This window comes from Kitasatospora sp. NPDC056800, assembly GCF_042789775.1.
Classification (GTDB): domain Bacteria; phylum Actinomycetota; class Actinomycetes; order Streptomycetales; family Streptomycetaceae; genus Kitasatospora.
Genome location: NZ_JBHUAL010000139.1, coordinates 1 through 26,364 on the forward strand (window position 1 = coordinate 1; position 26,364 = coordinate 26,364).

Genomic DNA, 26,364 nt, shown 5'->3' on the forward strand with positions numbered 1-26,364 from the left:
GGGAGCACCCGGCCGACGCGTGTCCGCGGGCGGCCGTACGGCTCGCGGCCCGCTGGTTACCTGGGGGACCGGCCGGCGCCGGAGGCGAGCTCCTTGGCCGCTTCGGTGAGGTCCTTGGCGGTGTCGATGGCCCGCCAGTACACGCCCTGCGGCAGCTGGTAGCCCGCCAGCCGCTTGCCGCGGGCGAGCTGGGGGAAGGTGGTGCGCTCGTGGTCGCCCACGTCCGGCAGCAGCTCGGCGAACTCGGGGCTGAACACGTACAGGCCGGCGTTGATCAGGAAGGGCGAGGGCGGCGCCTCGATGAAGTCCAGCACGTTGCCGAACTGGTCAGTCTCCACCGCGCCCCAGGGGATCCGCGGCCGGGCCAGGGCGAGCGTCGCGACGGCGTCCCGCTCGTGGTGGAAGGCGGCCATCTCGCGCAGGCTGAACCGGGTCCAGATGTCGCCGTTGGTGGCGTACCAGGGCTCGTCCGGGCGGGGCAGCGCCTTGGCCGCGTACTTGAGCCCGCCGCCGCGCCCGAGCGGCTCCGCCTCGACCACCGTGCGCACCCGCAGCGGCAGGTCCGCCTTGTCCAGCCACTCCTCCAGCACGTCGGCGAGGTGCCCGCAGGAGACCACGACGTCGGTGACGCCCTCCTCGGCCAGCCAGGCCAGCTGGTGGCCGAGGATCGGCGTGCCCGTCCCCGGGATCTCGACCAGCGGCTTCGGGCGGTCGTCCGTGTAGGGGCGCAGCCGGGAGCCCTGGCCGCCGGCCAGGATGACGGCCTGGGTGACGGGCGTCGTGGTCGGCCGCGGCGGGTGGGGCTGCGGGGGCCGGGCGGACGGGAAGTCGGCGGTGGGGCCGGAGTCAGCGGTCATGCCTGAACAATAAGGCGGCGGACGGGGGCGTCCGCCGCCTCGGGGGCCTGCCTCGGCCCCCTTGCCTTCCCTTGCGTTCCCGGCCGCCTCAGCCGACGACGCCGGCCGCGAACGCGCCGTCGCAGACCGGGCGGGCGAAGGTGCGGGCCCGCTGGACGTCGCCCTGGTACTTGCGCACCGCGGCCTTGCCCAACTCGGTGGCCAGCGAGGTGCAGTACGGCGTCAGCGAGGGCTGCTCGCGCATCGAGCGCTCCAGCAGGTCCAGCGCGGCGGAGGGGTTCTTCGCCCGCAGCTCGTCCAGCAGCACCACCCGCAGCGACTCCTGCGGGGCGAGCCCGTCCGAGGCCTTGGCCACGGCGCCGGCCGCGTTGTTGGAGCGTCCGATCCCGGCGCCGTCGCCGCTGGACGCCGCCACGACCTGCTGGTCGAGCCCGGTCGGCGGGGCCCACGGGACCCTGGTCACGGCGAGGGTGCCGGTGGTCACCAGGACGACCGGCAGGGTCAGGGCGACGGTCTGGCCGATACGGCGCAACAGCTGCTTCACCCTCAGGAGAGTAGCGGTGGGTACGGGCCGGATCGCCCTCCGTTACCCCATCGAGTGACACGGTGTCCGGGTTTGTCCCCTTGCTGTGTTGACGCGGGGGCGTCCGGACGGGGTCGAAGGGGCGGGGGTACGGACGGAGCCCGCCGGACCACGAGGGTCCGACGGGCTCCGGGTGCCGCGCTGGTCGCGGCTGTCGCGCGGGGTCGCGTCAGTTGCTCAGGCGCAGGCCGGAGCTGGTGGAGAAGACGTGGGTCTCGTTGGCGATCGGCACGACGTGGACGGTCTCGCCGCGGGCCGGGATCTGGCGGCCGGGCACGCGGACGACCAGGTCGTGGTCCTCGCCGCCGATCTGGGTGGTGCCGTAGACGAAGCCGTCCGAGCCGAGCTCCTCGACCACGTTCACGGTCACCGCGACGCCCTCGATGCCGCCCGCCGGGACGATCTCGAAGTGCTCCGGGCGGACACCGACGGTCACCGTCTTGTCGGTGCCGGCGCCGGCCAGGTCCTCGCGGGAGATGTTGACGACCGAGCCGCCGAACTTCACGCCGCCGTCCACCAGCGGCACCTCGACCAGGTTCATGGCCGGCGAGCCGATGAAGCCGGCCACGAAGAGGTTCGCGGGCTTGTCGTACATGTTGCGCGGGGTGTCGACCTGCTGGAGCAGACCGTCCTTGAGCACCGCGACCCGGTCGCCCATGGTGAGCGCCTCGGTCTGGTCGTGGGTGACGTACACCGTGGTGATGCCCAGGCGGCGCTGGAGGCCGGCGATCTGGGTACGGGTCGAGACGCGGAGCTTGGCGTCCAGGTTCGACAGCGGCTCGTCCATCAGGAAGACCTGCGGCTGGCGGACGATCGCGCGGCCCATCGCGACGCGCTGGCGCTGACCGCCGGAGAGCGCCTTCGGCTTGCGGTCCAGCAGCGTGGTGAGGTCGAGGATCTTCGCGGCCTCCTCGACCTTGGTGCGGATCTCCGCCTTGTTCACGCCGGCGATCTTGAGCGCGAAGCCCATGTTGTCGGCGACGGTCATGTGCGGGTACAGCGCGTAGTTCTGGAACACCATGGCGATGTCCCGGTCCTTCGGCGGCAGGTGGGTGACGTCGCGGTCGCCGATCCGGATCGCACCGGCGTTGACGTCCTCCAGACCGGCCAGCATGCGCAGGCTGGTCGACTTGCCGCAGCCCGAGGGGCCGACCAGCACGAGGAACTCGCCGTCCGCGATCTCCAGGTCCAGCGCGTCCACCGAGGGCTTGTCCGCCCCGGGGTACACGCGGGTCGCCTTGTCGTACGTGACAGAAGCCATGGTTGTTTGTCTCCTTCACCGGCAGGAACGTGCCGGACGATCCGAGTAAAGGGGGTCTGTTCTGCTCCGCCGGCCCACCAGTGGTCTGAACCACTGCCACGAACCGGCTCCCGGCGACGCTACCTGCGCGTCCGCCGCTTGTCAGCCCCCACCCGACCCGATTTCGGCATCGGTTCCATCACGCCCACCCATCCCACCAACCCCCGGATATACCCCCATCCCGTCACCCGGGCCCGGTAGACTGCCCCCCGGTGCCGCCGTGATCCATCGCGGACGGCCACCGTGCCTCCTTAGCTCAGCTGGCCAGAGCACCGCTCTTGTAAAGCGGGGGTCGTCGGTTCGAACCCGACAGGGGGCTCGTCGTACGGAGGGCCAGTTCGCCGGGGTGATCCGGGAGAGCTGGCCCTTCGTCGTTGCTGCGGTCCTGCTCGGGCTGTGCCACGGGCGTGCCAGAAGCGTCCGGTGTGCCGGACGTCGTGGAAGTGGATGTCCGGGGAGACACCGGCCTTGGCCTCGGCGGCTCCTGGAGAACCCGGGTGCGGCGAAGCTGCCCGATCGAGGAGGGAACCACCCGCTCAGCCCGAAGTGTGCCGGCGGCGCTCGGCACTGTCGACCTTGGCCCGGACGGGACATCCGCCGAAACAGCGCCGCCGCCCGGTGTACAGCCGTAGGCTTCGCACAAACTTCGTGATCATCCTCAGGGGGGCCTGCATGAGTGACTACGTTGACCACGCCAACGCTGCCCGCGCGTACCTGGACCGGCTGCCAAAGCATGTGTCACCCGATGCTCTCGTCGGAGCCGCGAAGATCGAGGCGTACCTCGCGTTCGCCGCCATCCTCGCGCGCCATCTTGAAGCCCCGGCCGACAGGTCCCGTCCGGCCCAGTAGCGGGGGTCGTCGGTTCGAACCCGGCAGGGGGCTCCGCGCAGAACGGGAAGGGCCGGTCCGACGGGTTGTCGGGCCGGCCCTTCCGTCGTGTCCGGGGTCAGTTCGGGGGGAGGGTGAGGGTGGCGAGGGCGCCGCCGGCGGGGTGGTTGGCGAAGGTCAGGGTGGCGCCGATGACGCGGGCGTGGCCGGTGGCGATGGTGAGGCCGAGGCCGTGGCCGCGGCCGCGTTCGGGGGCGTTGGTGCGGAAGCGCTGCGGGCCGTGGCGGAGGAGGTCCTCGGGGTAGCCGGGGCCGTGGTCGCGGACGGTGATCCGCGGGCCGTCGACGTGCAGGTGGACCGGGCCGGTGCCGTGGCGGTGGGCGTTGAGGATGAGGTTGCCGAGGATGCGGTCCAGTCGGCGCAGGTCGGTGCGGACCTGCCGGTCGGCGGTGATCTCGACGGTGACGTCCAGGCCGGTGAGGGTGACGGTGCGGCGGGCCGCGCGCTCCAGGGGGACGGCGGAGAGGTCGGGGGACTCGGCGTCGGCGTCCAGGCGGGAGACCTCCAGCAGGTCCTCGACCAGGCCGCGCAGTGCCTGGACCCGGTTCTGCACGAGCTGGGTGGGGCGGCCGGGCGGCAGGAGTTCGGCGGCGGTGACGAGGCCCGTGAGCGGGGTGCGCAGTTCGTGGGCGACGTCCGCGGTGAAGCGCTGCTCGTCCTCCAGCCGGCGGTGCAGGGTGCGGGACATCAGGTCGACGGCGGCGGCGAGGTCGGCGACCTCGTCCTTGCCGTCGACGAGTTCGCCGATCCGGGTGTCCGTCCCGCCGGCCGCGATGCCGCGGGCGGCGGTGGCCGCGGTGCGCAGCCGGCGGCTGATCCGGTCGGCGACGAGCACGCCGGCCAGCACGGTGGTGAAGACCGCGGCGACGACGGTGAGCAGGATGATCCGGTCCAGGTCGGCGATGGCCTGGCGGTCCTGGGTGAAGTCCACCCGGACGGACACCACCCCGTCCGGCACCGGGCCGGCCGCCCACATCGACTCGCCGGTGCCGTCGGCGACGAGCAGCGAGCCGTGCCGGTCGCCGGCGGCGAGGGCGCGCAGCCGCTCGGGCAGCGCCGGGTCGTTCAGGACGGCGCCCCGGCCGACCGCCTTCCCGCCGCCGCGCTCGTAGTCGTTCAAGGCGGAGTCGAGGGTGGCGAGCGAGGAGGAGCGGGCCTGGTCGACGTGCTGGCGGATCATCGCCTGGTGGACCAGCAGGCCGACGGCCACCGCGACCAGGACGGCGATGGCGGCGACGGCGGCGGCGATCTGGCGGCGCAGGGTCATGCCGGGCGCCGCAGCTTGTAGCCGAAGCCGCGGACGGTCTCGATCCGGCCGGAGCCGATCTTGGCGCGCAGCCGCTGCACGTGGACGTCCACGACCCGGGTGTCGGCGCCCCACTCGTAGTCCCAGACGCGTTCGAGCAGGGTGGAGCGCTCCAGCACGATCCCGGGCGCGGCGCTGAACTCCAGCAGCAGCCGCAGTTCGGTGGGGGTGAGCGGGACGAGGCGGTCGTCCACCCGGACCTCCATGCTGTCGGTGTCCACCCGGAGGCCGTCGAAGCTGCGGACGGACGGAAGGGTGGGCGGGGACGGCGGAGCGGGCGACGGGGCGGGCGGGGACGGCGAGGACTGCGGGGGCGGAGCGAACGGGGCCGGCGGGGCGTCGGCCGCCGGGGCGACCGGGACGCGGCGCAGCACCGTACGGATCCGGGCGACCAGGACGGCGCTCTCGAAGGGCTTGACCACGTAGTCGTCCGCCCCGGCCTCCAGCCCGGAGACCACGTCCACCGGGTCGGTCCGGGCGGACATCATCAGGATCGGCAGCTGGCTCTCCTCCCGGATCCGGCGGCAGAGGCCGACCCCGTCGAGCAGCGGCAGCATGACGTCCAGCAGGAGCAGGTCGGGCCGGACGGCGTGGAAGGCCTCCAGGCCCTCCAGGCCGTCGGCGGCGGTGGTGACCGGGAAGCCGTAGCGCTCCAGGGCCATCCGGGTGGCCTCGCGGATCACCTCGTCGTCCTCGACCAGGAGGATGTGCGGGTGGGCGGGGGTGGCGGCGGGGGCTGCGGGGGTCATCGCTTCGCTTCCGGGAGCACGGCGGGGACGGAGGGCGCGACGGGCGCGCCGGGCACGGAGGGGGCGGAGGGCACGGAGGACGGCCGGGCGCCGCGCGGGGACGGGACGGCGGCCTCGGGGGCGGCCTGCTTCGGCGCGTACGGGGCGGGGCGGGGCGCCGGTCCGGGGTCGGGTACGGCGGTGGCCGGCCGGCCGGCGTCCGGGCCGGTGGACGGGAGCGGTATGACGCCCTCGTCCCTGCGTTCGTTCAGGGTGAGCCTCTTGCCGTCCCACGCGTAGTGGCTGGTGGTCCGGGCGTCGACGCTGGTCGGCTCGATCAGCCACAGGTCGGTGCCGATGGTCGAGGCGTTGAACGCCGGCTGGACCCGCACCCGGAGGACGGGCAGCAGCCGGTCCTCGGCGAGGGCGTAGACGTGCAGCACGGCCCGCCCGGGGGTGGTGACGACGGTGATCAGCTCGGGCTGCCCGTCGCCGGTGAGGTCGCGGAACTCCGGGGCGCGGACCTCGCAGCCGGCGCAGGAGCCGAGTGCCTGGCGCTCCTCCTGGTCGACGTCCGGGTCCTTGGCGAGGACGGCGCGGACGTCGACCGCGGTGATGTCGCGCCCGGGGACGGTCACGTCCGGTACGGGCTGCGGCGGTTCCTGGGTGGTGTCGGTCGCGGACGCGGCCGGCGGCGGAGAGGTGGGCAGGTCCGGCCAGAGCGGCTGGGACACCGCCGGCGGCCTGACGGCCCGGGCCGGGCCCTGGTCGCGCAGCTCGCCGGGGGTGGCCCGGCCGAAGGCCAGGGCGGCGAGGGCGAGGACGACGACCAGGCCGGCCAGGGCGGCCACCGGGACGGCGCCGGGACGGCGGCGGGGTGGTGGGGGTGCTGTTGCTGCCACGGTCGGTGCTCGTCCTCCTGCCGGGCCCGCGCTGTCCGCGCTGCCTGCTCTGCCTGCTCTGCCTGCGTCCACGGCGACGGTCCGGCTCGTCGCCTCCCGTCGCCGCCCCGGTGGTAGGTCGTGCGGGCGGTGGCCGGCGGTTCCCCGACGGCGGTTCGTGCACCGTCAGGCCAGGTCCGCCAGCACGATGATGTTGTCCGTCCAGTGGCCGTCCGAGCCGATCCGGCCACCGCAGGTGATCAGCCGGAGCGCGGGCGCGGGCGTGTCGCCGTACACCTGCTCGGTCGGGAAGCGGTCCTTGGCGGCCTGGAGCAGCTCGCGGACCTTGAAGTCCACGGTGCCGCCGTCCGCGCGCCGGATCCGGATGAGGTCGCCGGGGCGCAGTTTCGGCAGCTGCTTGAAGACCGCCGGGCCGTGCACGGTGTCGTAGTGCCCGATGAGCACGGCGGGGCCGGCTTCGCCGGGGGTGGGGCCGTTGCGGTACCAGCCGACCTCCTCGCCCCGGTCGGCCGGCGGCACCTCGACCGTGCCGTCGGGGTTGAGGCCGAGGTCGGTCACCGGTGCGTCCACTCCGACGGAGGGCACCAGCAGGCGGGTCGGCGGCGAGGAGGCGTACGGCTTCGGGGCGGTGGGCGCGGTGCCGGTCGTGGCCGGGGCGCCCGGGGTGCCCGGGGTGCCCGGGGTGCTCGGGGCCGCCGCCGGGGTGTCGGCGCCGGTGCCGTGCCCGGAGGTCTCGACCCGCACCACCGGGGTCTCCCGGCCGGACAGCGCGAGCGAGGTGCCGAGCACCAGGCAGAGCAGGCCCGCGGTGCCGAAGGCGGTACGGCGCAGCGGGCCGGGGCCGGGCCGGGCGGCGCGTCGGCGCCCCCGCCGGTGGCCCGGGGCGCGTCGGTGGCTGTCGGTCCCCGCCACCGGGGCGGCCCCGGCGCCGCTTCCCCGACTGGCCGGGTACGGGGAAGCGGCGCCGGGGTGCCCGGCGGACTCGGGACCGGTGTCAGCCGCGCGCACCGGAGCGGCGGCGCAGGAGGGCGAAGCCCAGGCCCGCGGCGCCGACGGCCGCGACGGTGCCGCCACCGGCGAGCATCAGGCCGGAACCGTCGGAGGCGGTGGAGCCGTCACCGGCCTGCGCGGCGCCCTTGGGCACCTCGCGGACCTGCGGCTGGGCGCCGCCGGGGGCGGCCGGGGCCGGGGCGGCGCCCTTCGGGGCGGCCACGGCCGGCGAGGCCTCGGGCTTCGGGGCGGCGGAGGGCGCGGCGGGCGCGGGCGGGGCGGTCCGCACCGCGGCGTCGCCGGCCGGGGCGGCGGAGGGCGCGGCCGGCTTCGGCGCGCCGTCGGCCCAGGCCTGCCCGCCGGTGACGGTGGCCAGCAGCGCGGCGCCGGTCAGGGCGCAGGCGGCCAGGATGCGGCGGGCGGGGGAGTGGTGGGTACGGCTCCTGCTCATACGGGGTGTCTCCATCGTGCGTCGGTCGGTGGGTGGTGGCCGCCGGTCCGCGGTGCGGTCCGCGGTGCGGTTTCGCGGGCCCCGGCGGGCCGGTGTCGCGGGACGTCCGTCGTCGGCGCCGGACGCGTACGTCCTCGTCGCGGACGCCCTCCGGCCGCTTCACCCGGTTCGACGGGTTCGGCCGGTGGCGTCGGGGATGACGCTAGGAGGGCCGTGTCGCGGTCCTCGGCCGGTCGTGTCACGGCCGCCCATCGGCTGCGTAACGGCGCGGACGGGGCCTCCGGAAAGCCCGACGCTGCCTCCACCCCCGCCCTGCCCTACGGCCCTGCCCTACCGGCCCGCCCTACCGCCCCGATCGCAGGCGGCGGAGCGTCCAGCCTGGGCCGAGCGGCCGGGTGTGGGCGGTGAAGAGTTCGGCGGCGCGGCGGTAGGAGAGGCGGGCGTGGCCGGTGTACGGGCAGCGGTCGCGGTCGGGGGTGCCGGCGGGGGCGCGGCGGTCGGTGAGGAAGAGCGGGCCGGTGGCGCGGCCGGCGACCAGGAGGGGGAGCAGCCGGGCGGTGCCGGACTGCCAGTGCACCGGGGTGCCGGGCGGGCGGGTGCGTCGGCGGGGCGGGTCGAGGTGGTCGGTGTCCAGGGCGAGGACGGTCTCGATCGCGGCGCCGGACTCGTGCAGCAGGTGCCAGAGCGCCTGCTCGCGCAGCGGCGCGCGGAGGGCGAACAGGGCGCGCAGTTCCTCGGGGCTCAACGGGCCGGTGGCCGTGGCGGGTTCGGGCAGTGGGCGGGGGAGCAGGCCGGTGGTCGGGTCGCCGTCGAGCCAGCCGCGGGCCCGCCACCAGGCCACGGCCGCGCGCAGGGTGGAGAGCTCCCGGTTGAGGGTGCGCGGGTCGGTGTCGGCGCCGCGCCGGGCGACCGCGGCGCGGAGCCGCTCGGCGGCGTCGGGGTGGTCGAGCAGGGCGAGCGGCAGGACGGGCGGCCGGGCCCGTCGCCGTTCGGGGCCGGTGGGGGCGGGCCGGTCGGCGAGTGCCCAGGCCCAGGTGTCCAGTGCGATCCGGTAGATCCGCCGGGAGCCGTCGGCGAGCCCGGAGGCGGCCAGGTAGCGCTCGACGGCGACGGCGTATTCGACCGGTGGGAGTGCTGTCGCGGGTCCTGTCACGATCGCCTTCTTCCGAAATCCAAGTGCCGCAGTAAATCACTGTTCCGGGACATCTGAACCATAGTCGCTGGGCGCAGTAAATGGCAGGTGGAGAGCCATAGAGGTGTGAATTTACTGCGGTAGATCGAATCCTCATGGAATTGATTCCCAAAGGCTCAACTTTTTTCCCGCAATCCCTTGAATCCGCCCTCCGTCGACGCGCAGACTTTCTGCACATGGCAGTGCAGACCGAACGGATCCCGGCCCGCCGAAGGCGCCTGGGAGACCGGCTCGCCGTGTTCGGCGAGCGCGAGTTCATGAGGTTCTTCCTGGGGTACACGACCTCCCTGATCGGCTCCTCGATGGCGCCGGTCGCGGTCGCCTTCGCGGTGCTCGACGGCGGTGGCGGCGGCGCAGGCGGAGGCGGAGGGGGCACCGCCCTGGGGTGGGTGATGGCGGCCCGGATCCTCCCCGTGGTGCTGGTGCTGCTGGCCGGCGGGGCGATCGCGGACCGGCTCGGCAGCCGCCGGGTGATGCTGGGCTCGGACCTGTTGCGCGGCGTGGTCCAGGCGCTGTTCGCCGGGCTGCTGGCGGCCGGGCGCGCCCCGGTCTGGGCGATGGTCGCGCTGGTGGCGGTCTGGGGGGTCGGCGAGGGGCTGTTCATGCCGGCCTTCGGCGCGATCGTGCCCGACCTGGTGCGCCGTACGGGACTGGTGGCGGACGCCAACGCCCTGCTGGGGCTGGCCCGTTCGCTGTCCACCGTGGTCGGCCCCGCCACCGCCGGCCTGGTCACCGCCGCCTGGGGCCCGGCGACGGTGCTGCTGGCCGACGCGGTGACGTACGGTGTCGGCGCCTTCGCGCTGGCCAGGCTGCGGCTGCCGGTGCGGGCGGCGGCCGGCGAGGGGTCGATGGTCCGGGACCTGCGGGCCGGCTGGTCGGAGTTCGCCTCCCGCCCGTGGCTGTGGGTCACCACCGTGCAGATGGGCCTGTTCAACCTGCTGGTCTGGGCTCCCTTCCTGGTGCTCGGCCCGCTGCTCGCGCAGCGGGACCTCGGCGGTGCCCGCGCCTGGGGCCTGGTGATGGGCGTCTACGGCGCCGGCGCGGTGCTGGGCGGCCTGCTGGTGCTCGGCCGGTCGCCGGCCCGCCCGCTCGCGGTGGCGTCCCTGGCGGCGCTGGCCTGGGCGCTGCCCTCCGCGGCGCTCGCGGCCGGGGCGGGGCTGCCCTGGGTGGCCGCCGGCGCGCTGGTGGCCGGGGTCGGCTCGGCGGTCTGCGGGACGCTCTACGGCACCACCACCCAGAAGTGGGTGCCGGTGGAACTGCTCGGCCGGGTGACGGCCTTCGGCGTGCTGGGCTCCTTCGCCCTCGGCCCGCTCGGGCTGGCGGCGGCCGGTCCGCTGGCGGGCCGGTTCGGCGCGGACACCGTGCTGCTGATCGGAGCGGTCTGGCAACTGGCGGCCGGGGCCGTAGTGTTGGCCGTACCGGCGGTACGTGACCGTCGCTGGGAGGAGGGCCCGGACAGCTGACCAACCCCTCGGACGGCTCCGGGGCGCACCCCCGGCCCACCGCGCACCGCGCCCGGCCGGCCCCGGAGCGCAACCGGCTGCCCCACCCGCGCACGTACGCCTCCGCGGCGGGCGGGGCGGCCGACCCGGTCGTACGGTGGAGGACGGGGGTGACGGAGGAGGTCGATCATGCCCGGCTCGCTCACCATCAGCCATCACGGGTCCGCGGTCACCCTGGACCACGCGGACGCGGAGCGGCTCGCCACCGTACTGGCGGACCTGGCGTACCTGCTGGAGATCCCGGGGCCGAACCGGATCAACGACGAACAGCTCGCCGTGCTGTGCGAGGGCCGCGCCCCGGACCGCGCCGAGCTGGTGCACTGGTGCGCGTCGAACGCGCGCGGATTGAAGGGGCAGTTCTGACCGGAGCGGCCCGGGCCCGGGCCGCGGACCGTCCGCACCCGGGCCGCCCGCCGGAGCCCTCGGCCCGTTCGCCGGAGCCCGTTGTCCGCCCGCCCGAGCCCGCTGCCGGCCCGCCCGAGCCCGTGGATCGCGCGCCGTGGCCTGTCGGCCGCCCGCCGTACGATGGCGCGCGGGGCGGGGACGCCCCCCGGACGCCGGGGTGGCCGGCGGCCGGTCCGGCGGAGGGTGGGGGCCCGAACGTGCCGCAGTCCTGGTCGATGTCCTGGCTGACCGTGCCCACGCCGCTGCCCAGCGGGCCGATGCACATCGCGGTGACCCCGCTCGGTGTGGTGTCGGCCGGCTACCGGGGGCCGCGCGAGGGCGAGGCGCCGCCCTGCACCGACGAGTCGAAGATCGCCGCCGTCACCGAGCGGATCGGCGCCTACCTGGCGGGCCGCACCCGAGACCTGGGCCTGCCGATCGACTGGAGCCTGAGCTCCGGCCCGCACCGCGCGGTGCTGCAGGCGCTCTGGCGCGAGGTGCCGTACGGCCGGACCATCACCTACGGCGAACTGGCCGCCCGCAGCGGGGTGTTCGAGGACGTGACGGAGCCCGGCCTGGCCGCCCGCACGGTCGGGCAGATGATGGCCGCCAACCCCGTCCCCCTGCTGGTGCCCTGCCACCGGGTGGTGGCGGCGGACGGGATCGGCGGCTTCGGCGGCGGCCGGGTCGGGATCGAGGTGAAGCGCTGGCTGCTCACGCTCGAGGGCGTGCTGGAGCCGACCCTCGACTGGAACGGCCCGCTCTAGGGCCGCGGCCGCTCACCGGTGCAGCGCCCGGACCAGTGACACCCGTCCCGGCGCCCGGCGTTGAAGCACCGGCCGGATGCCGGACACCAGCGTGTACTCGATGCCGCGCACGTCCGGTTCCGCCCCGGGGTACTCGGGCCGCTCCCCGAGCGCCAGCCGCACCGCGTCCCACGGCAGGTTGAGGCCGCACAGCCGTAGCTGGTGGAGCCCGGCGGCGGGGCGGGTGTTGACGTCGATGACCACCGGCCGGCCGTCGAAGCGGCGGAACTGCACGTTGGACAGGTACGCCATGCCGGTCGCCCGGACCAGCCGCCGGACCGGGTCCAGGTAGCACTCCTCGGTGGTGAAGCCGCGGCGGCGGCCCTCCTTGGTGCGCCCGACCGCGGTGAGCGGGCCGCCGTCCCGGTCGGCGAGGCAGTCCACCGAGACCTCCGGTCCGTCCAGGTACGGCATCACCAGCAGGTCCACCGGCTCGCCGTCCGGACCGCCCTCGGCCAGTGCCGCGGCCACCTGATCGACCTGCACCCGGTGGTCCCAGCCGGTCAGCCGCCGCGCTCCGTACGGTTCCCGGGTGAGCACCCGGAAGCCGGCGCCGCCCGCACCGGCGGTGGGTTTGAGGCAGGCGGTGTGCCCGGCGCCCTCGATCCGCTCGACGGCGTCCCACAGCTCGCCGGGGGTGCGCACCCGCCACCAGGGCGGAGTGGGCAGGCCGGCCCCGGCGATCACCGCGTAGCCGTCGGCCTTGCTGGTGAAGGCCGCTATCGCGGTGGCCGGCGGGCAGAGCAGCGCGGTGCCGATCGCCTCGAACTCCGGCCGGGCGAGGGCGAGGGCGAGCTGGTGCAGCTGCGGGACGAAGACGTCGACGGCGTGCCGGGCGCAGTAGTCCAGCGCGTAGCCGACGTAGCCGTCCGCCGGCAGGTCGGCCGGCTCGGCGCTGCCGTGGTCGGCGGCGGCGAGCACGGGGGAGTCCGGGTCGCCGTGGGTCGCGTGGACCACCACCGGGCGCGGGGCGGCGCGCAGTTGTTCGATGAAGAAGACGTTCTCGGCGTAGGTGCGGTTCAGCCAGACACGTACGGGTGCACTCATGTGACCCTCTCGGGAAGAGAGTTGACGAAGGGTCAGGGCACCCTAGCGGCCTGTTCGAACGGTCCGGACGGCGGGGGCGCCGCCTGTGGATCGTGGCGCGGGGTGGCGCGGTTCGGGGCGCGGATGGGGGAGGATGGGGCGCCGCGCTCCGAGTTGTTCGAATGGACGGTCGAACAGATATCGATCGGGTGATCTATTCGTACTATTTGTTTAGGCATTCCGAACCACTCGAACGAGTGATTGCGGGGCACCCTCGACAGGGCCCACCATGAAGCTGCAACACGCATGTGCAAGGCGACACTTCATCGGGATATGCGAAGGGCTCCCCCATGTCGACCGAAACCAATGCCGGAATTCCCGCGCCCAGTGCGCAGTCGGAGATCCGGCAGCAGCAGAGTCTGAGCACGGCCGGCGCGCGGAACCTCGCGACGACCACCAAGTCCGCGCCCCAGATGCAGGGCATCAGCCCGCGCTGGCTGCTCAGGAAGCTGCCCTGGGTGCAGGTGTCCGGCGGCACCTACCGGGTGAACCGCCGCCTGCGCCACTCGGTCGGCCGCGGCCGGGTGGGTTTCGTCAAGACCGGTGCCGAGGTGCGGATCGTCGCGCCCACGCTGGCCGAGGTGCCGGTGCTGCGCGGGTTCCAGGACGAGGCCGTGCTGGAGGAGCTGGCCTCGCGCTTCGTGCAGCGGGAGTTCGCCCCGGGCGACGTGCTGGTCCAGGCCGGCGCCCCGATCACCGAGGTGTTCCTGATCGCGCACGGCAAGCTCGACCGGCTGGGCACCGGCAAGTACGGCGAGGAGACGGTCGTCGGCACCCTCGCCGACGGCGACCACCTCGGCGACGAGGCGGTCCGGCAGGACGGCGGCGCCTGGCCGTACACCGTCCGCGCCGCGACGGCCGGCACCGTGATGACGCTGTCCTGGCCCGCCTTCCAGGAGCTGCACGACCGCTCCGAGGCGCTCCAGCTCCAGATCATCGAATACCTGAACGGCTTCCAGCAGGCGCAGAACAAGCACGGCGAGGCCGCGATCGACCTCTCCGCCGGCCACCAGGGCGAGTACGAGCTGCCCGGCGCCTTCGTGGACTACGAGCTCAAGCCGCGCGAGTACGAGCTCAGCGTCGCGCAGACCATCCTCAAGGTGCACAGCCGGGTCGCCGACCTCTACAACCAGCCGATGAACCAGACCGAGCACCAGCTGCGGCTGACCATCGAGGCCCTGCGCGAGCGCCAGGAGCACGAGCTCGTCAACAACCCCGACTTCGGGCTGCTCGGCAACGCCGCGTACGACCAGCGCTTCCAGACCCACTCCGGCCCGCCCACCCCGGACGACATGGACGAGCTGCTCAGCCGCCGCCGCGGCACCAAGCTGTTCCTGGCCCACCCCCGGACCATCGCCGCCTTCGGCCGGGAGCTCAACAAGCGCGGCCTCTACCCGGACACGGTCGAGGTCGACGGCAAGCAGATCCAGTCCTGGCGCGGCGTCCCGGTCTTCCCGTGCAACAAGATCCCGATCGTCGGGAGCACCAGCTCGATCCTCGCGATGCGAATCGGCGAGGACAACCAGGGCGTCATCGGCCTCCACCAGACCGGAATTCCGGACGAATACCAGCCGAGCCTTTCGGTGCGGTTCATGGGAATCGACGACAAGGCCATCATTTCCTACCTGGTGAGCGCCTACTACTCCGCCGCGATCCTGGTGCCGGACGCGGTCGGCGTCCTGGAGAACGTGGACATCGCGCAGTACTGACGGTTCGCACGGCCGGTCGCGGCGCCGCGCCGTCGTGCCGTCCGCCGGGGCCGCCCATCCGGCCCCGACGGACGGCGGCCCCGGCGCGTACGGCCCTGGCCGGTACGACCCCGGCGCGTACGGACCCGGCCGGTACGACCCCGGTGCGTACCGACCCCGCCGGCACGGGCCCGGCCGGGGCGAGGCGCGACCGCGCCCGGCACCGCAGCGCAACTCCGGTCCGCCGTCGGCGGGCCGTCCCACGACAGGCGCCCGACAGGGGGAGAGACCCATGACGAGTCCCACGCTGGAGCGGGACCACAAAGAGGGGCACGAGGCGGCGGACATCCTCGCCCGGACCCGCGCCCTGGTCGACCCGGTCCTGCGGGCCGCCGTCGACTCGCTGCCCGGCACCATGCGCAAGGTGTCCGGCTACCACTTCGGCTGGTGGGAGGCGGACGGCACCCCCGCCGAGGCCCCCGCCGGCAAGGCGATCCGGCCGGCCATGGTCCTCGCCGCCACCCAGGCCCTGGGCGGCAGGCCCAACGAGGCCGTCGCCGCGGCCGCCGCGGTGGAGCTGGTGCACAACTTCACCCTGCTCCACGACGACGTCATCGACCGGGACGACACCCGGCGCCACCGGCCCACCGCCTGGCGGGTGTTCGGCACCACCGAGGCCATCCTGGCCGGCGACGCCATGCACTCCCTCGCGCTGCGCCTGCTCGCCGAGGACACCCACCCGGCCGCCCAGGGCTCGATCCGCCGGCTCGCCGACTGCGTGGTCGAGCTCTGCGAGGGCCAGCAGATCGACTGCGCCTTCGAGCGGCGCGACGACGTCTCGCTGCCCGAGTGCCTGGCGATGGCGGAGGCCAAGACCGGCGCGCTGCTCGGCGCGGCCTGCTCGATGGGCGCCCTGTACGGGGGCGCCTCCGAGGAGGCGGCGCAGGCGCTGGACGGCTTCGGCCGGGAGATCGGCCTGGCCTTCCAGCTGATCGACGACCTGATCGGCATCTGGGGGGATCCGGCGGTCACCGGCAAGCCGGTCGGCGCGGACCTGGTCGCCCGGAAGAAGTCGCTGCCGGTGGTCGCGGCGCTGGGGTCCGGCACCGTGGACGGCAAGCGGCTGGCCGAGCTGTACGCGATCGAACGCCCGCTGAGCCCCGAGGAGTTGGCGCGGTGCGCGGCGGCCGTCGAGGCGGCCGGCGGGCGTGGCTGGGCGCAGGGCGAGTCCTGCGAGCGGATGGCCACGGCGATGGCGCAGCTGGCCGCCGCGGTCCCGGAGCCGGCCGCGGCCGACGAGCTGCTGGCGCTCGCCGAGCTGGTCACCCGCCGCACGCACTGAGCGGGCCGCCCGGGCCGGATGCGTCCCCGGGTCTTTCCCCGGTGTCTCCCCGGGAGTGGGAAGTCGGCCCGGCCGGCTCCCCACTCCCGGCCGCTTCCACGGTCCGGCCGACCGCGCCGTCAGCCGAAGGCGGCCAACAGCCGCCGCTCCTTGGCGGGTTCGATGCCGTGCCGCACCGCCGCCCCCGGCCGCCCCTTGCGCCCCTCGGCGTCGGTGTCCTCGACCGGCCCGCGCGTCCGCAGCCACTCCCAGGTGTCCCGCGCCGTCTCGGCGAACGGCCGGCAGCGCAGCCCGGCCGCCTCCGCCCGGCCGGTGTCGGCCAGCCAGACGCCCGCCAGCTCGGGCAGGTCCGGTGCCCAGAGGGGGAGTTCGGTCCACCAGTCGACCCGGTCCGGCCCCTCGGCGAGCAGCGGCCCGTCCGGGACCGGGACCAGCTCGGTGTCCGCGGCGCCCGCCACCTCCCGGCAGGTCTCCAGCCACTCGCCGAAGCGGAGCCGCCCCGGCGGCGCCGTCGTGACGAACCGCCCCGCCGTCCCGGCCGTCAGCAGGTCCAGCCCGAAGCCGGCGAAGTCCCGGACGTCGATCACCTGCATGGTCCGCCGCGGATCCCCCGGGGCGAGCACCCGCCCGCCGCGCGCCATCCGCTCCAGCCACCAGGGCAGCCGGCCGCCGAACTCGTACGGCCCGACGAGCAGCCCGCTGTTCAGCACCAGCGTGTGCCCGGCGCCGAACCCGGCCAGTACGGCGCGCTCGCAGCCGGCCTTCAGGGCGTTGCCGGGCGGCTGGTCGGGCGGGGTGTCGGCGGGGCAGGGGTGCGGCGCGGAGCCCTCGTCGACCACGTGGGCGGGCCAGTCGGCGAAGGCGTGCACGGAGGAGACGAAGGTGTAGTGCCCGGCCCGCCCGCGCAGCAGCCGGGCGCTCAGCGCGGCCTGGGCGGGCTGCTGGGCGGAGGTGTCGACGACGGCGTCCCAGCCGCGGCCGTCGACCAGCCGGGCGAGGTCCCCGGCGCTGTCGCGGTCGCCCCGGACGGCCTCGACACCGGGCAGGTCGGCGGCGCTGCGGCCGCGGTTGAAGGTGGTCACCCGGTGGCCCCTGGCGAGGGCCTCGGCAGCGTAGGCCCGTCCGAGGAAGGACGAGCCCCCAAGCAGGAGGATCTTCATACCGACGACCCTCTCCCGGCCGCCCCGCCGGTACGCCCGGATCAGCGCTCAGCAGATCCCGGCGGGCGGAAGCCGCGCGGCGTCCGGTCCGACGTGCCGCCCCACCCGGCCCCGCTTAGCATCCGAGGTGTACCGCGGTCGGCGACCGCACCCCGGCCCGGTGCGCGACCCGGACGCCGGACCCGCCCGCCGCGCCGGCACCGACGGCCCGCCGGCGTCGAGCGTCCCACCGGTGCCGCGCCGGCGCCGCCGCCCCCGCCGACCGGCTGCCCGCCCCGGACGAAGGACCCGTGATGAACCAGCCCGAGCTGGAGGCGCTGGCCGCCGACGCGTACGTCTACGGCTACCCGCTGGTCGCCGGCCTCACCATGGTCGAGCGCTTCGACCGCGGTGGCCTGGGCACCCTGCCGGCGGCGCCGTTCAACCACCTCAGCCACGCCACCCGGCTGGCCGGTCCGGCCGACCGCTTCGTCTCGGTCAACAACGACACGGTCTACTCGATCGCCCAGCTCGACCTCTCCGAGGGCCCGCAGGTGCTGCGCGTCCCGGACACCGCCGGCGCCTACTACGTGCTGCAGATCATCGACGCCTGGACGGACAACGTCGCCTACCTCGGCCGCCGGGCCACCGGCACCGGCGCGCAGACCTGGCTGATCGTCCCGCCCGGCTGGCACGGCACCCCCTCGGACCCCGACCGGGTGATCGAACTGCCGACCACCGTCGGCACCCTCGTCGGCCGCTTCGCCTGCGCCGGCCCGGACGACTTCCCCCGGGTCCGGGCCCTCCAGGCCGCCCTCGAACTGGAACCGCTGGAACCCGGAGGCCTGGTCGCCGGACTCCCCGAACCGGACGCGGACGTCCCCGAGCGGCTGGCCTTCTTCGAGCGGCTGCGGGTCTGGATGCAGGCCTTCCCGCCCGCCACCGCGGACATCGAGTACCAGCGCCGCTTCGCCCCGCTCGGCCTGCTCGACGACGGCGCCTCGCCGTACCGCGCGGCCGCCGCCGAATGGACACTGGCGCTGGCCAAGGGCCTGGCCGCCGGCCGCGAACGGGTCGAGGACGCCACCCGCCCGCCCGAGGACCACCCGCCCGGCGAGTGGCGCAGCGCCCTCCACCTCTTCGACTACAACACCGACCACCTGGGCCCCGGCACCCTCGACGACCCCGAGTGGCGCATCCCCGACCGCCGCGCCGCCTACCTCAGCCGGGCCGCCGCCGCCCGGGCCGGCCTCTGGGGCAACCACGCCTACGAGGCCTCGTACGCGATGACCTACGACGACTCCGACGGCCGGCCCCTCACCGGCCTCCACGACTACACCCTGCGCTTCGACCAGCCGCCCCCGGCCGGGGCGTTCTGGTCCGTCACGATGTACTCCGTCCCGGACTACTACCTGGTGGAGAATCCGATCGACCGCTACTCGATCGGCGACCGCACCCCAGGACTGGTCCACGGCGAGGACGGCTCCCTCACCCTGACCCTCCGGCACGACCAGCCCGAGGACCCGACCGCCGCCGCCAACTGGCTCCCCACCCCACCCGGCGAGTTCCGCCCCATCCTCCGCATCTACCAACCCGAACCCGCCGTCCTGGACGGCACCTACCAAGTCCCCCCGATCCACCGCCTCTGACCCCCCGGGCCCACCAACGCCCCGCCGCCCCTGGACCCCAACCCGCCGGCACCCCGGCCCCTAACCACGCACACCCCGCAAGCCGCGCTGCCCCCGGGACCCCGCCGCGCACGCCCTGCCGCCACCCCAGTTCCCACCCCCGCACGCCCCGCCGCCCCTTGATTCCCGCCCCCGCCGGCCCCAGACCCCAGCCCGCCAGCACCCCGGATCCCGCCGCGCCCGCCCCGCCGCCACCCACCTCGGGCCCCACCCCGCACGCCCCGCCAGCACCCCGGATCCCGCCGCGCACGAGAAGTCGGGTGGGCCGACTTCTCGTGCGTTCCCGGTTTTGCGGGCGGGATTATGGCGGTCGGTCTAGATGTTCGGCTCCTGGCCTGCCCTCGGCGCGCGCGAGAAGTCGGCCTGGTCGACTTCTGGCGCGCTCCCGGCTTCGGGCTGGCCGGTGAAATATGCAGGTCGGTCTACATATTCAGCCAGGCTGGGCCCTGTTGCGCATGAGAAGTCGGCCGGGTCGACTTTTCGTGCATCCTCGGCCGGGGGCTCTGGAGAAGCACGCAGGTCGGTGTATTTGCCCGCTGGTGTTGCGTGGGAAGTCGGGTGGGTGACTCTGCTGGCGAAGTCGGTTGGGTTGGGCGTGGGACGGTAAGTGTCTGCGGGTCGGGGCGGGTTGGCTGTCTGTGGGGGTGGGTCGTGTTGCGTCCTGGTGGTGTGTCGGGGATTCCGGCGGAGACGGTGGCGCTGGCTCGCCGGGTCCATCCGCGGGGGACGGACGAGATGCGGGTTCGGGACGCGCTGGGTCCGTTGTTCAGCGACGTGGACTTCACCACGGGTGAGTTCGAGGAGATGTACGCGGGCCTGGGACGGCCCGGGATCTCGCCGGCCCTGCTGGCGATGGTCACGGTCCTGCAGTTCCTGCACAACCTCTCCGACCGGGACGCCGCGGTGGCGGTGGCCGACCGGATCTCCTGGAAGTACGCGCTGGGACTGGAGCTGGAGTACACCGGTTTCGATGCCAGCGTGCTGTGCGAGTTCCGGGCCCGCCTGGCGGCCGGGAACCGGGCGGATGCCCTGCTCTCGCTGATGCTGGAGCGGTTGAAGGCGGCCGGCCTGGTGCGGGCCGGCGGCCGTCAGCGCACCGACTCCACCCATGTGCTGGCCTGCGTGCGCACACTGAACCGCGTCGAGTGCCTGGGCGAGGCCCTGCGCGCGGCCCTGGAGGAGATCGCCCGCACCGACCCGGGCCTGGTCGTGCCGCTGCTCGGGCCCGGCTGGGACGAACGCTACGGCCGCAAGGTCGAGACCGGCAGGCTCCTGCGCCGCAGAGGCGCCTCCGCCCTCAAGCTCGCCGAGCAGATCGGCGCCGACGGGCAGAGCCTGATCGCCGCCATCGACACGGACCCCGACGCCGTGCGGATGAACGGCCTCCCGCAGGTCAGAATCCTGCGCGAGCTGTGGGACCAGCACTTCGAGGCCACCACCACCGGCCGACTGCGCTACCGGGACACCGAGGAACTGCCGCCCTCCGCACAGCGCGTGCGCTCACCCCACGACCCTGACGCCCGCTACAGCACCAAAGGCGCGCCCGGCGCCGCACGCATGGAATGGACCGGTTCCAAGGGCCACCTGACCGAGTCCTGCGACGAGGGCCTGCCGCACGTGGTCACCGACGTCCACACCACCCCCGCCACCGAACCCGACGTCAGCGCCACCACCCCCGTCCAGGACAAACTCATCGCCCGGGACCTGAAACCCGGCGAGCACCTGCTCGACTCCGGCTACCCCAGCGGGCCCGGCATCGGCGCGTCCCTGGAACGCGGCATCTCCCTTGTCGCCCCCGTCACGGTCCAGACCGGCCGGGGCGCCCGGGGCGGCACGTTCACCCCCAAGGACTTCCACGTCGACTGGCACAGCGGCGTCACCCACTGCCCCGCCGGGGCCACCAGCATCTCCATGCGGCCGAAGAAGGACGGCCTGATCCGCGTCGCCTTCTCCCGCGCGGACTGCCGCCCCTGCCCGATCCGCGCCCAGTGCACCACCGGCGCCCCTCACCTCGGCCGGGTCCTGGAGATCCATCCCGAACCGATCCATACCGCCCGGACACGGATGCAGGCCGAACAGGACACCCCCCGATGGCGTGAGGCCTACCGGGCCCGCGCCGACATCGAGGGCACCATCTCACAAGCGGTCCGAGGCCCCGGCCTGCGACGATCCCGCTACCGGGGCCTCGCCAAAACCCACCTCCAGAACGTCCTCATCGGCATGGCCGTCAACATCCGCCGACTCGGCGCCCACTTCGACACCACCACCAGACCAAGCCGCCGTCCCACCCGCATCCACACACTCTGCACCCAACACGGCATCGCAACGACGGCCTGAGCCTGACCTAGATCGAATACTTCGCCAGCAGAGTCGGTGGGTCGACTTCCTGTGCGGCCTTGCCGGCTACTGCGGGCGGGATTACGGCGGTCGGTCTACGTATTCGGCCCCTGGCCCGCCCCGCCGTGCACGAGAAGTCGGCCGGGTCGACTTCTCGCGCGCCCGTGCCCTCGGGGTGCTGGCCGGGAGGGAGGGCTGCCGCGTTGCGCGGGCCGTTAGTGCGGCGACGGGGAGGCCGTTGCCGTGCCTGTCGGATGTGGCGAGGAGCTCGTCGCTGTGCCCGAGGGGGAGGGGGTGCTCGTCGGTGGGTCGGAGGGCGACGGGGACGCGGTGGGTGCCGCCGTGGGCGAGGTGGTGGTGGAACCGCTGGGCACCGGTGTCGCCGGAGTCGAGGAGGGTGTCGACGACGGTGACGGATCGGCCGGGGAGGAGGCGGAGCCGCCACGGTTGTGCGGCCCGCCCTCCAGGGTGACCACCGCCTGGGAGGGCGGCAGAGCGATCCGGGCGGTCCAGTGGGTCGTCGGCGCCTGGTCCTCGTCCACGGTGACGATCACGGTGATCCGCTGGCCGGGCGCCAGGGTGCCGGCGTCGCGGCTGAGCCGGAGCCAGCCGGCGTCCGTCACCGCGTGCCAACGGATCTCCGTGGCGCCGGAGTTGGTGAGGGTGAGGATGGTCCGGCTGCCGTACTCGCCGGCCTCGACGGTGAGCAGCCCGGCCGGGGCGGGCTCGCCGGTGCCCGTCGTGGAGGCCTGGTCGGCAGCCGGGGCCGGTGCGGCGACCAGGGTCGGGCTGCTGAGCGGGGTCGCGCCGTGGGCCGGGACCGGGATGGCCGCGCCCTGGAAGGTGAGCCGCGGAAAACCGGGAGGCAACGTTTCTGCATCGCTTCCGCGGGCACCGCCCGCGACCATCCCGGGCCCGGCTCCCGCCAGCTCCATCCCGGGCATGCCGGGCGCACCCGCCCCAGCCGGGCCGTCCACCGCGGGCCGGGGCCGCTGCCCGGTCGGCTGCCCGGCCGCGTCCACCCGTACCGCCGACACCGAGGCCGCCGACCCCGACCCGACACCGCCCCGGTGCCCGGCCCAGAGCGCGATCACCGGCGCCGCCAGTACGGCCGCCAACACACCGGTGGTCACCACCCGCCGACGCACCGCCAACCCGCGCCCCGCGTCCGGCGCCCGGTGCCGGGGGAAGCCGCTCTGGTCGAACCGCAGCCCCGGCTCCGCGCCCCGAGCACCGGCTACCCGAGGACCCACAGCCCGAGCAGCCGCCGCCGGAGCGGCCGCCCCACCGGTGGCCGCGACGGCCCCGAGGAGGTCCGCCGGAGCCCGCAGCAGCGCCAACCCGGACAGCCCCGCCGCCCCCGCCGTACCCTCCGCCGCCTCGCCCGCGGCCACCCGTTCCGCCGTCCCCCGGCAGGTCGGGCAGTCCACCACGTGCTGCACCAGCTCCCGGCGCAGCGCCGGGCCGAGCACCCAGTCCCGCCAGGACTCCGCCCCGGCCCCGCCGAGCCGGTCCAGTTCCGGGCAGCTGCCCACGCCGAGCACCAGCAGCGCCGCCCTGGTCCGGGCGACCTCGGCCTCGGCCGCGGCCAGCAGCGCGCGGGTCCGTTCGAACGGCTGGCCCAGTACGGCCGCCACTTCGAGCGGGGTCAGCCGGTGCCGGACGGAGAGTTCCAGCGCCTCGCGCTGTTCCGGGTCGGTGCCGGCCGCCTCGGGCCAGGCGAGCGAGGAGAGCTCGCGCCGCCGTCGGGCCGCCTCGGCCTCGCCGGGCTCGGCCGGGGCGGTCCGCCCGGCCTCGGCACCGGTCGGACCCGGGGCGTCGCCGGCGAGTCGGCGCAGACAGCAGTACCGGGCGAGGGAGAACAGCCAGGCGCGCAGCAGCCCGGGCTCGGCCAGCCGGGCGCCGTGCCGTCGTGCCAGCTCGCGGACCTCGCGCAGGGCGTCGGCGGCCGCGTCGTGCTCGCAGAGCACCGAGAGGCAGTAGGTGAACAGGCCGTCCACCTGCCGGTCGTACGCCGCGAGCACGGCGGCGGTCCGCACCCCGGCCGACCCGGCCGACCCGCCGGACCCGCTCGACCCGGCAGGTCTACCCGACCTGCCCGGCCTGACCGATCGGGTCGACCGGGTAGGCCCGTCCGGCCCCACAGTTCTCGTCGTCACCCGTCCGACGGTAGAGAACGCGGACGGCTGACCCCGGCCATTCGCCGCGTATGTACTTCTTTCGGGTAACAACATCGCCCATCTGTGTGGACGCGCGGCCGGCCCGCCCGCGGACCCTGGTCGTCGGCCCCGACCCGGCCCCGCCTGCGGACCGCCGTTGTCGGACCCGGACGCTACGGTGGGCGGCATGCCTCCGCGTTCCAAGACCACCGCCAAGCCCCGCCCGGCGTACCGCTGCACCGAGTGCGGGAACCAGCTGCCCAAGTGGGTCGGCCGCTGCCCGGAGTGCAACGCCTGGGGCACGGTCGAGGAGTACGGCGCGGTGCCGATCCGCACCACGGCCGCCGGCCCGGTCAGCGCGCCCGCCCGCCCGATCGCCCAGGTGGACGGCCAGGTCGCGACGGCCCGTTCGACGGGCGTGCCGGAGCTGGACCGGGTGCTCGGCGGGGGCCTGGTGCCCGGCGCGGTGGTGCTGCTGGCCGGCGAGCCCGGCGTCGGCAAGTCCACCCTGCTGCTGGACGTCGCCGCCAAGGCGGCCACCGCGCAGCACCGCACGCTCTACGTCACCGGCGAGGAGTCGGCCGGCCAGGTCCGGCTGCGCGCGGACCGGATCAACGCCCTCTCCGAGCACCTCTACCTCGCCGCCGAGCAGGATCTCGGCGCGGTGCTCGGGCACATCGAGGCGGTCAACCCCGGCCTGCTGATCCTGGACTCGGTGCAGACCATCGCCTCCGCCGAGCTGGACGGCGCCCCCGGCGGCCCGGCCCAGGTCCGCGAGGTGGCGGGCGCGCTGATCCGGGCGTCGAAGGAGCGCGGCATGGCCACCCTGCTGGTCGGCCACGTCACCAAGGACGGCCAGATCGCCGGTCCGCGCCTGCTGGAGCACCTGGTGGACGTGGTGCTGAGCTTCGAGGGCGACCGGCACGCCCGGCTGCGGCTGATCCGCGGGGTCAAGAACCGCTACGGCGCCACCGACGAGGTCGGCTGCTTCGAGCTGCACGACGAGGGCATCGTCGGCCTGGCCGACCCGTCCGGCCTCTTCCTGACCAGGCGTGACAAGCCCGTCCCGGGCACCTGCCTCACCGTCACCCTGGAGGGCAAGCGCCCGCTGGTGGCCGAGGTGCAGGCGCTGATGGTGGATTCGCAGATCCCCTCCCCGCGGCGCACCACCTCGGGCCTGGAGTCCCCCCGGATCGCGATGATCCTGGCCGTGGTCGAGCGGCACGGCGGGGTGAAGCTCGGCAAGCAGGACATCTACACCGCGACGGTCGGCGGGGTGAAGCTGACCGAGCCCTCCGCGGACCTCGCGGTGGCGCTCGCGGTGGCCAGCTCCTCCACCGACACCCCGCTGCCCAGCAACCTGGTGGCGATCGGCGAGGTCGGCCTGGCGGGCGAGGTACGGCGGGTGACGGGTGTGCAGCGGCGGCTCGCCGAGGCGCACCGGCTGGGCTTCACCCACGCCCTGGTCCCGCCGGACCCGGGCAAGGTGCCGCCGGGCATGAAGGTGGTCGAGGTGGCCGACATCGGCGAGGCGCTGCGGGCCATCCCGGGCCGCCGCCGTTCGGCCGCCAAGCCGCGCACCGAGCCGCGCGGTGAGGCACCGTCGGCGCCGCCGTCCCCGCGTTCCGCCCGGTCCGCGGACCGCCCGGCGGCGTACCCCGAGGAGCTGATGGACGGCTGGGAGCCGCTCGACTCCGACGAACTGCGCTGACCCAAGCCCTGCCGAGGCCACACACAGTTAGACTTTCCCCAGTCTCATTGGCCAGAAGGCAGTACCGAGCGGTACTGAGCGACAGAGCAACAGACCGCGGACCGGCGCACGGCGTGAGGCGCGCGGCACGGGTCGACCGGAGGAGTCACGTGGCAGCCAGCGACCGGGGGGCGGACAAGGCCTCCCGCGAGGAGGCCCTGCTGCGGGCCTCCCTCACCGCCATCGCGCCCGGTACCGCGCTTCGTGACGGTCTGGAGCGGGTCCTGCGGGCCAACACCGGCGGTCTGATCGTGCTGGGCTTCGACCGGACCGTCGAGTCCCTGTGCACCGGCGGCTTCGTCCTGGACGTCGAGTTCAGCGCCACCCGGCTGCGCGAGCTGTGCAAGCTGGACGGCGCGGTGGTGCTCGACAAGGACATCACCAAGATCGTCCGGGCCGGCGTGCACCTGATGCCGGACTCGACCATCCCGACCGACGAGACCGGCACCCGCCACCGCACCGCCGAGCGGGTCAACCGGCAGACGGGCTACCCGGTGGTCGCGGTCTCGCACTCGATGCGGCTGATCGCGATGTACGTCAACGGCACCCGCCGGGTGCTGGAGGACTCCACCACCGTCCTGTCCCGCGCCAACCAGGCGCTGGCCACCCTGGAGCGCTACAAGCTGCGCCTGGACGAGGTGGCCGGAACGCTCTCCGCGCTGGAGATCGAGGACCTGGTGACGGTCCGGGACGTCACCGCCGTGGCCCAGCGCCTGGAGATGGTCCGGCTGATCGCCACCGAGATCGCCGGCTACGTGCTGGAGCTCGGCATCGACGGCCGGCTGCTCTCGCTGCAGCTGGACGAGCTGATCGCGGGCGTGGAGCCGGAGCGCGAGCTGGTCGCCCGGGACTACTTCCCGGAGCGGGCCGCCAAGAAGGGCCGGACGGTCACCGAGGTGCTGGCCGACCTGGAGGCGCTCACCCACGCCGAGCTGCTGGACCTCCAGACCGTCGCCAAGGCGCTCGGCTACTCGGGCTCGCCGGAGTCGCTGGACTCGGCCGTCTCGCCGCGCGGCTACCGCCTGCTGGCGAAGATCCCGCGCCTGCCCAACACGGTCATAGAGCGCCTGGTCGAGCACTTCGGCGGCCTCCAGAAGCTGCTCGCCGCGAGCATCGACGACCTGCAGACCGTCGAGGGCGTCGGCGAGACCCGCGCCCGCTCGGTCCGCGAGGGCCTGTCCCGCCTTGCCGAATCGTCCATCCTGGAGCGCTACGTCTGACCGGACGCGCCACCGTACGGACACCCGAACACCGCGACGGCCCCCGGGGGGAACCTCCCCGGGGGC

The 26,364-nt window shown here is 74.7% G+C and carries 22 protein-coding genes and 1 tRNA gene; 11 read left to right on the plus strand and 12 right to left on the minus strand.

Going from position 1 to position 26,364, the window contains the following annotated elements; translation table 11 throughout:
* Positions 1-56 precede the first annotated feature (56 nt).
* The 3 genes from ACFRQN_RS26775 to ACFRQN_RS26785 all read right to left on the minus strand — a co-directional run bounded on the left by ACFRQN_RS26775 (position 57) and on the right by ACFRQN_RS26785 (position 2,701).
* Complete coding sequence (locus ACFRQN_RS26775; protein WP_380742665.1) at positions 57-857, minus strand: NDP-sugar synthase; 801 nt, start codon at positions 855-857, stop codon at positions 57-59.
* An 88-nt stretch (positions 858-945) separates the two neighbouring features.
* Positions 946-1,401 (minus strand): hypothetical protein, encoded by a 456-nt coding sequence (locus tag ACFRQN_RS26780; protein WP_049656385.1) that lies wholly within the window; start codon positions 1,399-1,401, stop codon positions 946-948.
* A gap of 208 nt (positions 1,402-1,609) precedes the next feature.
* Positions 1,610-2,701, minus strand: coding sequence for an ABC transporter ATP-binding protein (locus ACFRQN_RS26785; protein ID WP_049656383.1), 1,092 nt, complete (start codon positions 2,699-2,701; stop codon positions 1,610-1,612).
* Positions 2,702-2,985: 284 nt separating this feature from the next.
* Between ACFRQN_RS26785 and ACFRQN_RS26790 the strand changes: the two genes are divergently transcribed.
* Positions 2,986-3,059: transfer RNA gene (locus ACFRQN_RS26790), tRNA-Thr, on the plus strand.
* 353 nt (positions 3,060-3,412) lie between these two features.
* A complete protein-coding gene (locus ACFRQN_RS26795) occupies positions 3,413-3,589 on the plus strand; it encodes a hypothetical protein (protein ID WP_158077680.1) in 177 nt (58 codons plus the stop codon).
* Between the two features lie 97 nt (positions 3,590-3,686).
* On the opposite strand, the gene ACFRQN_RS26800 is transcribed toward ACFRQN_RS26795, so the two are convergent.
* From ACFRQN_RS26800 to ACFRQN_RS26825, 6 genes are all read right to left on the minus strand, one after another.
* The gene (locus ACFRQN_RS26800; protein ID WP_375876595.1) at positions 3,687-4,895 is read right to left on the minus strand and encodes a sensor histidine kinase; all 1,209 of its coding nucleotides are present in this window, start codon (positions 4,893-4,895) and stop codon (positions 3,687-3,689) included.
* The gene (locus ACFRQN_RS26805) at positions 4,892-5,683 is read right to left on the minus strand and encodes a response regulator (protein ID WP_380742667.1); all 792 of its coding nucleotides are present in this window, start codon (positions 5,681-5,683) and stop codon (positions 4,892-4,894) included. The genes ACFRQN_RS26800 and ACFRQN_RS26805 overlap by 4 nt, the downstream gene beginning before the upstream one ends.
* Positions 5,680-6,564, minus strand: a complete 885-nt coding sequence (locus ACFRQN_RS26810; protein ID WP_380742669.1) for a hypothetical protein — start codon at positions 6,562-6,564, stop codon at positions 5,680-5,682. Before ACFRQN_RS26810 ends, ACFRQN_RS26805 begins: the two co-directional genes overlap by 4 nt.
* Before the next feature lie 165 nt (positions 6,565-6,729).
* Complete coding sequence (locus ACFRQN_RS26815) at positions 6,730-7,476, minus strand: class F sortase (protein WP_380742671.1); 747 nt, start codon at positions 7,474-7,476, stop codon at positions 6,730-6,732.
* Positions 7,477-7,558: 82 nt separating this feature from the next.
* Entirely contained in the window at positions 7,559-8,005 is a 447-nt protein-coding gene (locus ACFRQN_RS26820) for a sortase-dependent protein (protein WP_380742673.1), read from the minus strand.
* Positions 8,006-8,348: 343 nt separating this feature from the next.
* Complete coding sequence (locus ACFRQN_RS26825) at positions 8,349-9,158, minus strand: hypothetical protein (RefSeq protein ID WP_380742675.1); 810 nt, start codon at positions 9,156-9,158, stop codon at positions 8,349-8,351.
* 215 nt (positions 9,159-9,373) lie between these two features.
* Here ACFRQN_RS26825 and ACFRQN_RS26830 point away from each other — a divergent pair, with 215 nt between their 5' ends.
* The 3 genes from ACFRQN_RS26830 to ACFRQN_RS26840 all read left to right on the plus strand — a co-directional run bounded on the left by ACFRQN_RS26830 (position 9,374) and on the right by ACFRQN_RS26840 (position 11,850).
* Entirely contained in the window at positions 9,374-10,660 is a 1,287-nt protein-coding gene (locus tag ACFRQN_RS26830) for an MFS transporter (protein WP_380742677.1), read from the plus strand.
* A 168-nt stretch (positions 10,661-10,828) separates the two neighbouring features.
* Positions 10,829-11,062 carry a hypothetical protein gene (locus ACFRQN_RS26835; protein WP_049661653.1) on the plus strand — a complete coding sequence of 78 codons (234 nt, stop codon included), beginning with the start codon at positions 10,829-10,831 and terminating at the stop codon, positions 11,060-11,062.
* 239 nt (positions 11,063-11,301) lie between these two features.
* Positions 11,302-11,850, plus strand: coding sequence for a methylated-DNA--[protein]-cysteine S-methyltransferase (locus ACFRQN_RS26840; RefSeq protein ID WP_304414273.1), 549 nt, complete (start codon positions 11,302-11,304; stop codon positions 11,848-11,850).
* 12 nt (positions 11,851-11,862) lie between these two features.
* On the opposite strand, the gene ACFRQN_RS26845 is transcribed toward ACFRQN_RS26840, so the two are convergent.
* A complete protein-coding gene (locus ACFRQN_RS26845; RefSeq protein WP_380742679.1) occupies positions 11,863-12,936 on the minus strand; it encodes an ATP-grasp domain-containing protein in 1,074 nt (357 codons plus the stop codon).
* Between the two features lie 329 nt (positions 12,937-13,265).
* On the opposite strand from ACFRQN_RS26845, the gene ACFRQN_RS26850 reads away from it, so the two are divergent.
* Positions 13,266-14,684 (plus strand): family 2B encapsulin nanocompartment shell protein, encoded by a 1,419-nt coding sequence (locus ACFRQN_RS26850; protein WP_380742681.1) that lies wholly within the window; start codon positions 13,266-13,268, stop codon positions 14,682-14,684.
* 271 nt (positions 14,685-14,955) lie between these two features.
* On the plus strand, positions 14,956-16,005 hold the full coding sequence (locus ACFRQN_RS26855; RefSeq protein WP_380742683.1) for a family 2 encapsulin nanocompartment cargo protein polyprenyl transferase: 1,050 nt from the start codon (positions 14,956-14,958) through the stop codon (positions 16,003-16,005).
* Positions 16,006-16,124: 119 nt separating this feature from the next.
* Here the strand turns inward: ACFRQN_RS26855 and ACFRQN_RS26860 are convergent, their stop codons facing one another.
* The gene (locus ACFRQN_RS26860; protein ID WP_380742685.1) at positions 16,125-17,165 is read right to left on the minus strand and encodes an NAD-dependent epimerase/dehydratase family protein; all 1,041 of its coding nucleotides are present in this window, start codon (positions 17,163-17,165) and stop codon (positions 16,125-16,127) included.
* A 293-nt stretch (positions 17,166-17,458) separates the two neighbouring features.
* Here ACFRQN_RS26860 and ACFRQN_RS26865 point away from each other — a divergent pair, with 293 nt between their 5' ends.
* Positions 17,459-18,793 carry a DUF1254 domain-containing protein gene (locus ACFRQN_RS26865; protein ID WP_117488356.1) on the plus strand — a complete coding sequence of 445 codons (1,335 nt, stop codon included), beginning with the start codon at positions 17,459-17,461 and terminating at the stop codon, positions 18,791-18,793.
* A gap of 774 nt (positions 18,794-19,567) precedes the next feature.
* The gene (locus ACFRQN_RS26870) at positions 19,568-21,169 is read left to right on the plus strand and encodes an IS1182 family transposase (RefSeq protein ID WP_380742687.1); all 1,602 of its coding nucleotides are present in this window, start codon (positions 19,568-19,570) and stop codon (positions 21,167-21,169) included.
* A 215-nt stretch (positions 21,170-21,384) separates the two neighbouring features.
* On the opposite strand, the gene ACFRQN_RS26875 is transcribed toward ACFRQN_RS26870, so the two are convergent.
* Positions 21,385-23,208, minus strand: coding sequence for a sigma-70 family RNA polymerase sigma factor (locus tag ACFRQN_RS26875; protein WP_380742689.1), 1,824 nt, complete (start codon positions 23,206-23,208; stop codon positions 21,385-21,387).
* A 307-nt stretch (positions 23,209-23,515) separates the two neighbouring features.
* Here ACFRQN_RS26875 and radA point away from each other — a divergent pair, with 307 nt between their 5' ends.
* Together radA and disA are read left to right on the plus strand one after the other, a co-directional pair.
* Positions 23,516-25,039 carry a DNA repair protein RadA gene (gene radA, locus ACFRQN_RS26880; RefSeq protein WP_074002122.1) on the plus strand — a complete coding sequence of 508 codons (1,524 nt, stop codon included), beginning with the start codon at positions 23,516-23,518 and terminating at the stop codon, positions 25,037-25,039.
* Positions 25,040-25,239: 200 nt separating this feature from the next.
* Complete coding sequence (gene disA, locus ACFRQN_RS26885; protein WP_049659060.1) at positions 25,240-26,298, plus strand: DNA integrity scanning diadenylate cyclase DisA; 1,059 nt, start codon at positions 25,240-25,242, stop codon at positions 26,296-26,298.
* Positions 26,299-26,364: the final 66 nt, after the last annotated feature.